We start from the raw sequence: 11,696 nt of genomic DNA on the forward strand, positions 1-11,696 counted from the left end.
AAGCGTATGTATTAAAAAGAAATAAAATGGATTTTAATTATTTTATTGTTTATAATGTGATCAGGTTTGCCATATAAAGTGTTCTTTACCCATGCCACATGATAAAGTGGACATTCAACCCCTGCAAGAGTCTCATCGACCGTCAGCAAGTCACCTTGACTCTGATGCCGCGTCTTTGCACGCGCTTCAGCGAGCGGCGTTTCGCATGTTGCCCTGTTTAAAGAATGTAGCGGTTTCTGAAGCAGTATGGCGCGAAATAGCGGATTTTTTCCGGGAACGGGAGCGGGAGCGTGTGTCGCGTGCGAGTCTTCTCTATTTTTTAGAGCGTGCGGGCGTGCTGACACACTCAGACATAAAATCGCGGCATTCCGAAAGGATAAGAGCGACAGCGCAGGAAACAGGGGCTGCCTCAGCGTCTGTTGAACCGTCTCGCAGAAGGAAAAGACCCCTTGTGTATGAGGAGGGGGACAATCAGTTTGTGTTACAAAGCGAGAGCCAGGTACGTTTGACTCCCATAAAAAAAACTGGTGTAAGGGTTGCGGCACTTGAGCCGTCTAAAACCGGTGGCAGCTTCCTTTCTCCCGGCGGACATGAATACCGTTCTTTTTACAAAAGCGCACGCAGCACCCTCTTTCTACCCGTGACGCCGGATGCTAAAAAACCGCATGCACCGCATCAGTTGCCTTCCCGCATTTCGGCAGGAAAACGCGCAACAACGCGCCATTTTACCGTGACAGAGCAGACCGTGCATACCAAAAAAGCGCGTGGATTGTCGCAAAAGCAGCTCGCCGGTCTAAGCTGTCAGGAAATGTTTCGTGCGCATGGAATGTCTGATTTTGCGCTGCATGGGCGTAACTATCACTGGTCGCACCTTGTGGGACTGCTGCTTGGTGGAGAGCATGCCATCGAGAACATGGTGCCGGGAACCGCGGAGTCAAACCTTAATACGCTGCATGCCGTTGAGCGGCGTATCCTTCAATTGTTGCAGGAAGGCGTGATGGAGGTAGACATGGTTGTAACCCCGCGATATCCCAAAGACCCCGATATTTTGTTGCCAAAGCATGTGCACTTTCAACTCGCCTGGAGTCAGGCAGGCCGGACACATTCAGAAACTCTGACCATCTACACGGTGTCACGCCGACCGCTGACACGCAGCATGCGTGACGCGCTGCAACTGATTCGGGAAGCTGATGCGGGTGATACAAGTCCTAAAGCGGGTTACTGACAGTTTCTCCCGCACGTGCGCCAAGCAGGGTGCCTGCCATACGGCGCAAATCCGTGTCGACGTTAAGGTATGGCTTATTACTCAAAGACACCAGTGCCAGATTGGCATTTGGCAGCAGTTTGACATAACAGTTTACCCCATTCACCCATCCGCTTTTTGTTAAGACCAGCGGGAGATTTTGTGAGGGGAAATCCACTATCCAGCCGAGTGCCATGGCATCGTGCCCAAACGCCAGTGGATTATCAAAGTCCGCCTGATAGCGATAGCTTGCCTGTGTCAGCATGGTATTCAATGCGCTTTCCGGCGTTTTACCAAGACTGTAACGGGCGAATTTCAGTAAATCCCGCATGCTGGAATAAATGCCGCCACTTGGCTGCTCAAAATCAAACTGCCAGTCTTTTTTAATCAGGTCGCCATTGAGCCAGTAGCTTTTAACGAGGCGTGTCTGCTGCTCTTTAGTTGGCGCGAGGGTGGTATCCGTCAGTTCCAGTGGGGTTATGAGCCGTTTTTGCAGCACGCTGGCATAACTGGAATTATCGATTTTTCCGAGGAGCTGCCCAAGCAGGCCAAAGGCTACGTTAGAGTATTCGTAATGGGTTCCGGGAGCTGTGGCGGGCGTAAACGTGGAGAACCAGGCCATGAAGTTTGACATGTCATAAGGCAGGTTCGTCTGATAATCGTCATTTGCCGGCAGGGTAGGGAGCTGGCGCGGGAAGCCGGAACTGTGAGTAGCGAGGTTTAAAAGCGTAACCGGCTGTCCTTCAGGTCTCGCGGTTTTCAGCAGAGTATACACCGGCGTGTTGATGCCCACCTCTCCCTTGTTCACCATGTCCGCAAAAATCTGTGTGGTAAAGACTTTGGAGACAGAGCCAATCGGCCAGACCGTGTCAGCCGCCGGGCGCTGCCCGTTGCCAATAGCGGTCTCACCGCAACTGATGATGGCGGTTTCGTCTTCTGAGACAATGCCAATCATGAGGCCTGGCACCCCACTCGCTTCAAAAACCAGTGTTTGAATCTCATCGCGCAGTGCCTCCAGCGGCAGGCTTTTACTGTTGTATCCCGCGATGACCTTGCAGTCTTTAGATGTTGCACTCAGGCTGACGGCTGACAGCCCCATGCACAGCAGGATACCCGCGAGTTGCTTCAAGCGCATGTTTTCTCCCAAAAAATCCTTTTGAAAACTATACCGGGCTTTGCGTCAATCCGGTATAGTTTTTTGCAGGAAACCTGGAGAATTCAATGAAAACATGGCTGCTGGCCGTTTTGTGTCTGCTGTGCGCGTCAGTTGCTGCGGGTGCGCCGCTGGAGAAATCTACAGGCACGCTGCAGGCTGACCTGTACCTGTCCTCAACCTGCGAACATTGTCAGCATGCGCAGGCGTTTTTTGATGAACTTGCCATGACACTGCCATGGCTTAAGGTTAAGCGGCAGTTTATTGACCTCGACAGCAATGCGCTGAAGGCTTTTTATGAGGCACAAAAGCAAATAGGGCAGGCGGGTGATTTTGCCGTACCGTCGATTATCTTCTGTGACAGCCGCTGGGTGGGATTTGATACCTCACAAACTACTGGTAAAGTGCTGCTGCACGCGCTTAATTACTGCCATGAGGCGCTGTTAAAAGATGGAAAACTCACGGCAAACACGATACGCGTGCTGCGCGAGTGGGCAAAGGCAAGTCGCCTGACATCCAGCATGCGCGCGACTCAATCCGTGCTGCCTCTGACCCCGGCGCTTGCTCTTGTTGATGCGTTTGTACCCTGCGCGCTGTTTTTCTTCTTTGGCTTCCTTGCACTTCTCGTCTTTGTGAGTCGAGAGCATCTTCCTCAGCGCGCGCTGTGGGCCGCGATTATCACGCTTGGTGTGACGCAGTTTTTACAGCGCAGTTTCTCAAGCTGGTTTATCAGCATGCATGAAGTGCTGCGTCTCATCGCCGTGATGGCGGGCGTTTTCCTGCTAACCTTCCTCATTCAAGTGGTGCGCGCGCCTGTTCGCCGTTTACGGTTTTTGATGCCGCTAGTCGTGCTGGTCAGCGCTATGCTGAGCGTGTTTCAGCAGGGATGCCTTTTTAATCCCTCGCTGGTATTTAATCAATGGCTGATGGAGCAGGGCTATTCGAGTGGCAGGATGCTGCTTGCGTCACTTGGCTATCAACTCGTGTACCTGCTGCCACTGGTGCTTACCTGGTGGTTTGGGGCGCGCCTGCTTGCGCGCACGGCGCGAATCCAGCCGATGCTTGAAAAGGCAGGTATTTTGTATGTGTATGCGATTGGCGCGTTTTTACTGGTCTGTCCGCATTGTCTGTCTCGCTTTTCCCTGTCGTTCATAACGCTGCTGCTGGCACTCGCTGGCGGCTGGTGGCTTGAGCAGCGGGAGCGCCAGAATGGATGAAGAATATTGTCGCCTGCGTCCAGTCGCGCTCGAGGTTCAGGCGGGCGAATGTTACCGCTGGTGCGGTTGCGGTAAGAGCGAGCTCCCGCCGCTTTGTGACCGTGAAGATTGTACGCAGTCGCTCGACTATGTGGCGCCTGTCAGCGAAACCGCTCTCTTTTGTGGATGCAAGGCCACCAACAGCCCGCCACTTTGCGATGGCTCACACGGCCCGCTGCTGGTGGCACTCATGCGGCGGCGGCTTGACCAGGGTTGATCTTAACGGTTCAATTTGGGATCATGTTCGGCATTTAAATGGCGGGAGTGGATATGACCACGTTAAAGGGGATACCGGTTGTGGTGGAAAGTGGTAAAAAATACACCACACCAGAGGGCATTATCGCCATTCGTGACGGTGTGAAGGCAACCGACACCGTGCATGAGCGCATCCCCAAACCTGAATGGCTGCGCATTGTCAGCCACACCTCGCCCAATTATCAGAAGGTGAAAGACGAAGTACGCCGGCATGGGCTGTCAACTGTCTGCGAAGAAGCCAAATGCCCCAATATTGCGGAGTGCTGGTCGCATGGCACAGCGACTATTATGCTGATGGGGTCAGTATGCACCCGAGCCTGCCGCTTTTGCGCGGTCGATACCGGTAATCCGCATGGCTGGCTCGATGAAAATGAACCTGAAAAAACCGCTGAAACCGTGGCACTCATGAATCTTGATTATGTTGTGCTGACCTCGGTCAACCGCGATGACCTCCCCGATGGCGGTGCGGCTCACTACGCGAGCGCGGTGCGTGCCATCAAGGCGCGCTCCCCAAAAACGAAAGTCGAAGTGTTGACCCCTGATTTTCAGGGAAACACCGACCATGTGGCGCTGCTCCTTGACAGTGGCGTTGATGTCTTTGCTCAAAACGTGGAAACCGTTGAACGCCTGACCCATCCGGTGCGTGATAACCGCGCCGGCTACTGGCAAACGCTGGAGGTCCTGCGGTTTGCTAAAACGTATCGCGCGGATTTGCTTACTAAAACGAGCCTGATGCTTGGGCTTGGCGAAACAGAAGAAGAAATTCTCACGGCGATGGATGACATGCGCTCCTGTGGCGTTGATATTCTGACCCTTGGCCAATATCTGCAGCCCACGCGCAACCACCTGCCTATAGCGCGTTACGTCCCGCCCGAAGAGTTTGATGCGCTGCGTGAGGAGGGGCTGAAAAAGGGGTTCTTTGAAGTAGCCGCAGGTCCTCTGGTGCGTTCAAGTTATCGCGCCGACCGGGTCTTTAAGCGTGATAATCTCGGGCTTTGAGCTTACCATGCCGCGCGAAGCGGCAGACCTACGGTATTTTCATAGACATCGTTATGACGCTTTTTAAAATCAACCAGTGCCGGCTCGCGTGCGAAGGCTTTTTGTAAATACGTGCTGTTTGAAAGGCCGGCTACATAATGTTCCTTATCCGATTCGGTTTTAAGCGTGCCCAGAAAATCGGCGATGCGTTTTGCTGCATCCTCCGGTGTCGCTGAAAGAATGAGCGCGTCAGCTTCAAGCCATGCACCATAGTCCAGTATTCCGGGTAAAGAACGGCTGCGAAGTGGGGCACTGTCTTGACGGATATGGTCATGCAAATTGCGAATTGATTCACTGTATAACCGCAGTTGTTCTCTGATGCCTGGTGTAAACGCATTATCGAAGTTGTGTGAAAGTCTTGAAACCAGATATCGGTTGAAAGTGCCATACAGAGCCGCGCTGTTCTCTTTTTCTAAAATTGCAATTATCTCTGGTATATAGTGTTCTTCGAAGAGCATGTTTGTCTGCATGATATCTATTTTAAGTCGCAGTCTTGTTTTTGCATCAAAATTTTGATGCAAATCATCAAGAAATGCGTTCATTTTCGCATGGTTTTTAAGAAGATACGGGTTTGAACGCAGGTTAAGGAGGCCTCGAATGACGATGTTTGCACTGATATCGGAAACGAGGGTCTGCTTTTCAATAACGTCAGTGTAAAAAGAGATAATATCGGCCTCTACGGTTTTGCAATCAGGGCTTTTTGCATCGAGACATTCCCTTTCAAAAATATGATGAATAGTCGGGATGATTTTATGTTTCAGACGAGAATCATCGTCCTGATTACGCCAAAAGAGGGAAATAAGTTTTCTTATCTCATTCACGTTTGCAGAGACGCTCATCGCATCCAGCTGCAGATATTTTTTTGAAACTCCCCCTGAGTGTAAATGAGAGTCATCGGCTTTTGAGTGGTTTGCATTGCTTTCTGCATAAGGAAATGCATTAAAAATGCTGCGAGGGGCGATGCCGTTTTTTAATGGCAGAGGATAGCCGTTTGAGGTTAACAGGTGATAAATGAACGTGTCACACCGGAATTGCCCCCGACGGGTGCATCGTACCTTTCCCTCTGAATCGGTGTAACCGTGGTTCACTGCATAAGTCGATGCAGCCGTATAGTCCGTGCAGTCTAAATCGCTTTGAAAATTGCCTTCTCTTAAAATACGCAAAACGGCGCTTTTTTCCGAGGCAATGCCATAGCGTCCGCCCCAGAAGCGTGAGGTGTTTTTGAAGTCTTCAAGACGGTTAAGCTGAATGACATGTTTGTCATCATTCATTACTTCAAGTATCTGACAGGAAATTTCGCAGGGAGTAGCGGAGATGCCAATATGACCGATATTTCCCAGTAATGGCATGTTCAAGTCGCGTCCCAGAATATGGGTGGAAAAAGCCGCAAAAGCACTGGTATGTGAGACCAGCAAAAGAAAGAAAATGCGCATTTTTTTCATTATCATTTGATGGCTCGCTCCGACCGGGTTATGCCTTCATCATTCTGGAATTCGTTCTCCTCAAAAAGCAGGCATGATAAACGCTTCTTTTATTAGTAGTAGCACACATTTTCTTTTTAAAGTAATGAGGACACGCCCTAACCCTGATTATCCATACATCAGGCCCAATACCATTGGAGAAGTTTTTTAGACATGATGCAATATGAACAAAGTCAACAAATTAAGGCCTTTCATGGTTCCTGCATCGCGTATGAATCCCACCGTGTCTGAAATTACCATCAAGTCCCGACAGAATAATCCTGCCAATGTGCCTGAGATAATCTTCCTGCTGACAGCCCCTTTTGATGAAAACGCCAAAACGGGTGACGGGCAATACGCACTGTCTCTGGCAGCGGGATTTCTGGAATTCGGTGAGGGTACGGACTGTATCTGGATACGCGAGGCAGATAAGCATTATTCGCTTCCTTGTTACAAAGGCTGTACGCCAGTGCCTGCGGGTACTCTGCCGACGGTGGAGGTACTGCAGTCAGTGGCCAATGGACACGCGGTACTGACCGGTTATCGTTTCCGTGAAGGGGCTTCTCTGAGCTATATTATTCCAAGGATTATACGGCAAACTACCCTCGCAACGCCGAAAATGCTGATATCGGAGAGCGGGACACTGACCAGCCTGTTTTATACCTCACTGTTTGGGGGGAAGGTGAATCAGCTTGAGCGTCATTCCCTGGAGACTCAACTTGAGAAGCTTGATGCTTTAATGGCCGACTATGATGAGGCGCTTCAGGGTGCATCTGAAAACGTGCAGAGCATTGAACAGTGTCTCAACCAGGAAAGAGGAGCATTAACGAAAGGTGAGCACTCAAGAATGCGGCGATCGCTTGAAACATACAAGCAATCCTGCAAACAGCTTAAAAAAAAGCGAAAAGTGGTGGAAGACTGGATAAAGCTGCTTTTGCACATTGAGGGCGAGTTTCATGCCACTCAACTGAACACCGCGCTGCTGACAAAAGCGTTATGGTCACTTTCCATGTTGCCCGCTGAGGCACTTTTTAACCTGTCTGAGCCATTACCACCGCTCAAAAAACCTTCTGTTAATCTGCTGTTTGCCGCAGCATTATCTGCCGCACGCATCGATGTGCTTCGCCAGAATGTAATTGAGCAAATGGTTAAAAGCATCCATAAATTAGCTGATGGACGCACATCGGGAATTGATATCCATATCAGACCACCACAAACGGGCGCATTTTTTTATGCCGATGGATATCAAGCGGTTTCAAGATGAAGGGTTTGCGGTCAACCTGACGATTCACGAGTACAAGCAAAATTACACAAGGCCGCATCTCCAGGAAATGACCCATGCGTTGATGCGTGAAGCTGATTCCGTGTTGTTTTTTAACGAAAAAGACCGGAAAAATGCCATTCGAGCCAGTCAAAAAGGCGTGCTCCTTTTCGGGCGGTTGATACCTGGTGGTGGATTGTATGCGCTTGAGCCCTATGATTTGGCAGGCAAGGCGAATGAATTGACAGTTGCCTCGCAACTTTTAAGCTCAAATCCCGAATCCATTGAGGCGGTACTTGCCAAGCCACCCAATATCCTGAGTTTTGGCACCATACGCAATGGCAAGGGTTTTGAGGAAGCGCTTGGTCTTGCACGGGAAATAAAGCGTCGGGTGCAGGCGGGGGATAAACGTTTCACGTCAACCGTTTTTGTGGCGGGCGATCCTCAGGGTACGGCACTGATGCAGGAGCTCTTTGCAGAGCGATACGGTGAGCAGCGCTTAAAAAAACTGCAGCAGACTGTCCCAGCCCCGCAGGCTGACGCATCTGATGCGGAAAGGAGAGCATACTGGCAGCTTGTCAAGGACGAACTTGAAGAGCAGTTGCAGAACGAAAACGTGCCGCCGGAAAATCCCTTTCTGGTCATTTATCCATGGTGTAAACCAAAGGTACTTGAACGATTAAAGCACCTTTGTAAATACGTTTGTCGAATGGATGATATGGGAATGCGTTTCAACGGTTCTGGAGTTATTTCCGTTCTGGATGCCGGCATTGTCTACACGAAGTGGGGTTGTGTCACTGACGAACAATTTATCAATGGGGGCGAATACGAAGGTGCGGTAGACCTCGGTTCCAACAAATACGGCATTCATCAGTCCCGAAAGTTTTTCGACAGCCGACGGCAAACACTCTCCACCTATCGACGTGACCCGGGCTCTCGCCCTGTGGCAGCTATTCTTGATTCGATTATTGCGCGTGAAAAAAATCAGCAAAAATATAAAAATCAACTGTGGCTCAGTGACAATTATCAGTCAGTTAAAAAAGCACAGGCACTGCTGCGCGAGGTATTTACGCTTGAAAACAGTACGAACCATTTGAAACAGGCATTTGCAGCTCGTCACCTGACGCATCCCGGCGCCTGACTCTGGCGCCATTATAAAGGAGGGCCTCTACCGGATGGTCTCCACAGCTAACTGTCATTTCTTCGCGAGAATGACATCAATAATGTGGGTGTCGTGGTAAGGAAAGGTAAATATGCCCGTGAACAGGCGCTTTAAACGCTCCAGCAAAAAATTGCGTGGCAGCATGCGAATCGAGAGCGTGTTTAGAAACCAGGTGCCCTCAATCCCAAAACGCGCCAGTTCCTCGACATTGTTGATGGTAATCGGAATACTGAGACGCTCATGGGCAATTACTTCAAAATGGTTTTCATGGAAAGTATTCAGCAGTGATTCGAGATCATTGGCAACAGTCGTGTTTTTGACCACAGCCTTGTAATAATGCCCGACAATGCGTCCAAGGAGCGTGTCTTTGGCGATAAATTCCGCGAGATAGCGCTGCGCCAGTGGAAACGATTCGTAGGTGGTGGTGATGAGTGAAAAATGGCCATTGGCGCGTGTGAGCAGATTGGCTTCGCGAAACAGGGTACTAATGGGAATGTAGGCGTTGATAAAGTGCGCGAGTACGAGATCTTGACTGTGAGGCGGCAGAAAGCGGTCGGCATCAGCCGCACTCGCTTCGATGGTCGTCAGAGGCAGGGCAGAGCTGGCACGTTTTAACATTTCACGCGAAACATCAATGCCGGTAAAATGTGCATCCGCGAGAGTATCGTTCAGACGGCTCGCAAAAGCGCCATCGCCGACACCAAAATCCAAAACTTTGTAATTCGGGCGTTGTCCAAGGTGAAAGCGCTCAATCTGCGCTATGGCGGCATCGTGCGAACGCGTGATGGCGCCAAAGCGGTTTGCCGTGGCATAGTGCTCGGCAATGGTGTTGTACATGGCCTTTAAGGTCACGCAAAATCCCTGTTGATGGCTGATTGGGGTAAGAGTATAACCCCAAGCCACTTGAAAATACTATCTTAAGCGCGTTGGGGATATCGCTCTGTTGTGGTATTGTCGGCGTTATTTGAGCGCGGGGGCGTGAGCGTATGTGCGGAATTGCGGGTTATATCAGCAGTCAGGGGCACCGGAATTTACAGGCGTCTCTTGAAGCCATACAGCATCGCGGGCCGGATGCCTCAGGTGTCTGGATACCTGAAAACCTGCCCTGTGCCGTGGGGCTTGGGCATGTGCGCCTCAGCATTCTTGATACCGGCACACGTGCCAATCAGCCCTTTTGTTTTGGTGATTCCCTCGCGCTCGTTTTTAATGGCGAAATCTATAATCACGCGTCTTTGCGGGAAGAGCTTCAGGCGAAGGGATACACGTTCACGACCCATTCAGACACCGAGGTTGTGCTGCATGCCTGGCGGGAATTTGGCAGGGAGTGTTTCTCTCGATTTGATGGCATGTTCGCACTCGCACTGACTGACAACGAAAAGGGAATAACGGTATTGGCGCGCGATCGCCTTGGCATCAAACCGCTCTACTGGCGGGAAGACGCTTCAGGCTGGCAGTTTTGTTCCGAAATTAAAGGACTGGGCGCACTTTCCAGTACGCGCTTACAGCCCGACAGCGCTTTTTTCGCGGAATTTCTTTTAAATGGTTTTCTCTATGAGCCGCACAGCGGTTTTATCGGCGTAGAGAAAGTTCCGCCAGGGCACGGGCTAACCATCGATTGGAAGCACTGGAAGGCGACCCCTTTTACATGGGCGCAGCCACTCAATGCCCCAGAAGGCGAGAGTCTTGAAGAACTCGTAGACGCTGCCGCGCGGCTGCAGTCTGAAGCCGATGTGCCCGTTGGCCTTTTTTTTAGTGGCGGAGTTGATTCTTCAGTACTGGCGGCGTCTCTTGGCGGGCGACTCAAAGGCTTTTGTGCCACTTATCCCGGGCGTGAAGCGGAAGCCGCCACGGCAAAGGACATCGCAGAGCGGCTTCACTTGCCGCTTGAAATGGCAGAAATGTGCGCTGAGTCGCGCTCGCCCGAGGATATTCTTGAGGCTTTTCGTGCGGTTGCCGCCGGTACCGGTGAGCCGATTTCAGATTTTACGTTTCTTGCGACTGCCGAGCTTTCCGCACTCGCGCGTGCGCGTGGGTTTAAGGTCATGCTCTCCGGCATGGGTGCTGACGAGCTTTTTGCAGGCTACCCGCGCTACCTGATGCTGCGTCTGCGTCCTCTGCTGCGCGCGTTATCACCGCTTTTGCGTGCAAGTGCCAGCTGGTTGCGAAAGCACCCTTCCCTTGCGCGTAAAACCGACCGCCTTATCCGTTTTGCGGCAGAGGCAGACTTCGTCAAGGCTTATACACAGCTGATTGGATATCTGGGGCCAGAAGAAGTTAATGCGCTCCTGCAAAATCCTCATGCGTGTGAATCCTTCTGGGCAAGGATGCGCCAGTATCTGCGCGCGTTAACGGCTAAAACAGATCTTGAGAAGGCGCTCGCGCTTGACCTTACGGGCTTTCTCGCGCACAACCTTACGGTCACTGACATGGCCAGCATGCAGCATGCGGTCGAAATCCGTGTACCGCTTCTCGCAGACAGTCTGCTGGCATATGCACAAAGTGCTAAAGTCAGTACTCTGATGGGGTTTCGACGTGGCAAGCAGCCTCTGCGGGCGTTGCTTGCCAAAAAACTGCCACACCTCCTTGTCAATCAGCCAAAAGCCGGTTTTAATCCGCCTCTTGATGCGAGCATCAATGCCCTTGGTGAGGCGCGCATTGCCGCTATTTTGCAAAAAGGGCCTGTGAGCCGCGTTTGCTGCCTGTCGGTCATGCAATCCATACTGAGTGCCCACTTCAGTGGAAAGCGCAATGAAACGTGCAAAATCTGGCAGTTGCTCTATTTTAATTTCTGGCTTGAGCACCATGGCGCATTTGATGAGCGGGTGAATCCTCAGAAGTCGGATATGGTAGAATCCGCGGCGTGAATCA

The 11,696-nt window shown here is 51.2% G+C and carries 10 protein-coding genes; 7 read left to right on the forward strand and 3 right to left on the reverse strand.

Translation table 11 applies throughout. The features are described 5' to 3' along the window. The first annotated feature begins 91 nt into the window (after positions 1 to 91). Positions 92 to 1,225: a DNA/RNA non-specific endonuclease gene (locus E4T54_RS10115; RefSeq protein ID WP_028385711.1), complete on the forward strand. Its 1,134-nt coding sequence runs from the start codon at positions 92 to 94 to the stop codon at positions 1,223 to 1,225. Here the strand turns inward: E4T54_RS10115 and E4T54_RS10120 are convergent. Further along, complete coding sequence (locus E4T54_RS10120; RefSeq protein WP_028385712.1) at positions 1,209 to 2,378, reverse strand: serine hydrolase domain-containing protein; 1,170 nt, start codon at positions 2,376 to 2,378, stop codon at positions 1,209 to 1,211. The genes E4T54_RS10115 and E4T54_RS10120 overlap by 17 nt on opposite strands. 86 nt (positions 2,379 to 2,464) lie before the next feature. Here E4T54_RS10120 and E4T54_RS10125 point away from each other — a divergent pair, with 86 nt between their 5' ends. From E4T54_RS10125 to lipA, 3 genes are read left to right on the forward strand one after another with little or no spacing between them, the layout of a single operon-like run. Continuing rightward, complete coding sequence (locus tag E4T54_RS10125) at positions 2,465 to 3,613, forward strand: thioredoxin domain-containing protein (protein WP_051550794.1); 1,149 nt, start codon at positions 2,465 to 2,467, stop codon at positions 3,611 to 3,613. After that, positions 3,606 to 3,869 (forward strand): CDGSH iron-sulfur domain-containing protein, encoded by a 264-nt coding sequence (locus E4T54_RS10130; RefSeq protein WP_028385713.1) that lies wholly within the window; start codon positions 3,606 to 3,608, stop codon positions 3,867 to 3,869. Before E4T54_RS10125 ends, E4T54_RS10130 begins: the two co-directional genes overlap by 8 nt. Positions 3,870 to 3,922: 53 nt before the next feature. Beyond that, positions 3,923 to 4,906 (forward strand): lipoyl synthase, encoded by a 984-nt coding sequence (lipA, locus tag E4T54_RS10135; RefSeq protein ID WP_028385714.1) that lies wholly within the window; start codon positions 3,923 to 3,925, stop codon positions 4,904 to 4,906. Positions 4,907 to 4,908: 2 nt separating this feature from the next. On the opposite strand, the gene E4T54_RS10140 is transcribed toward lipA, so the two are convergent. After that, a complete protein-coding gene (locus E4T54_RS10140) occupies positions 4,909 to 6,378 on the reverse strand; it encodes a hypothetical protein (protein ID WP_155832451.1) in 1,470 nt (489 codons plus the stop codon). A gap of 259 nt (positions 6,379 to 6,637) precedes the next feature. Between E4T54_RS10140 and E4T54_RS10145 the strand changes: the two genes are divergently transcribed. Together E4T54_RS10145 and E4T54_RS10150 are read left to right on the forward strand one after the other, a co-directional pair. Next, positions 6,638 to 7,669: a hypothetical protein gene (locus E4T54_RS10145; protein WP_135100412.1), complete on the forward strand. Its 1,032-nt coding sequence runs from the start codon at positions 6,638 to 6,640 to the stop codon at positions 7,667 to 7,669. Continuing rightward, positions 7,638 to 8,807, forward strand: a complete 1,170-nt coding sequence (locus tag E4T54_RS10150) for a hypothetical protein (protein ID WP_028385717.1) — start codon at positions 7,638 to 7,640, stop codon at positions 8,805 to 8,807. The genes E4T54_RS10145 and E4T54_RS10150 overlap by 32 nt, the downstream gene beginning before the upstream one ends. Before the next feature lie 54 nt (positions 8,808 to 8,861). Here the strand turns inward: E4T54_RS10150 and E4T54_RS10155 are convergent, their stop codons facing one another. Continuing rightward, positions 8,862 to 9,680 carry a class I SAM-dependent methyltransferase gene (locus E4T54_RS10155; protein WP_028385718.1) on the reverse strand — a complete coding sequence of 273 codons (819 nt, stop codon included), beginning with the start codon at positions 9,678 to 9,680 and terminating at the stop codon, positions 8,862 to 8,864. Between the two features lie 134 nt (positions 9,681 to 9,814). On the opposite strand from E4T54_RS10155, the gene asnB reads away from it, so the two are divergent. Beyond that, the gene (gene asnB / locus E4T54_RS10160) at positions 9,815 to 11,692 is read left to right on the forward strand and encodes an asparagine synthase (glutamine-hydrolyzing) (protein ID WP_051550795.1); all 1,878 of its coding nucleotides are present in this window, start codon (positions 9,815 to 9,817) and stop codon (positions 11,690 to 11,692) included. Positions 11,693 to 11,696 lie beyond the last annotated feature (4 nt).

It is taken from the genome of Legionella geestiana (assembly GCF_004571195.1).
GTDB lineage: Bacteria > Pseudomonadota > Gammaproteobacteria > Legionellales > Legionellaceae > Legionella_B > Legionella_B geestiana.

Coding starts and splice junctions, on each gene's coding strand:
- asnB (WP_051550795.1), top strand. CDS start 9,815: ATGTGCGGAATTGCGGGTTATATCAGCAGTCAGGGGCACCGGAATTTA.
- E4T54_RS10140 (WP_155832451.1), bottom strand. CDS start 6,378: ATGCGCATTTTCTTTCTTTTGCTGGTCTCACATACCAGTGCTTTTGCG.
- E4T54_RS10115 (WP_028385711.1), top strand. CDS start 92: ATGCCACATGATAAAGTGGACATTCAACCCCTGCAAGAGTCTCATCGA.
- E4T54_RS10145 (WP_135100412.1), top strand. CDS start 6,638: ATGAATCCCACCGTGTCTGAAATTACCATCAAGTCCCGACAGAATAAT.
- E4T54_RS10130 (WP_028385713.1), top strand. CDS start 3,606: ATGGATGAAGAATATTGTCGCCTGCGTCCAGTCGCGCTCGAGGTTCAG.
- E4T54_RS10125 (WP_051550794.1), top strand. CDS start 2,465: ATGAAAACATGGCTGCTGGCCGTTTTGTGTCTGCTGTGCGCGTCAGTT.
- lipA (WP_028385714.1), top strand. CDS start 3,923: ATGACCACGTTAAAGGGGATACCGGTTGTGGTGGAAAGTGGTAAAAAA.
- E4T54_RS10150 (WP_028385717.1), top strand. CDS start 7,638: ATGCCGATGGATATCAAGCGGTTTCAAGATGAAGGGTTTGCGGTCAAC.
- E4T54_RS10120 (WP_028385712.1), bottom strand. CDS start 2,378: ATGCGCTTGAAGCAACTCGCGGGTATCCTGCTGTGCATGGGGCTGTCA.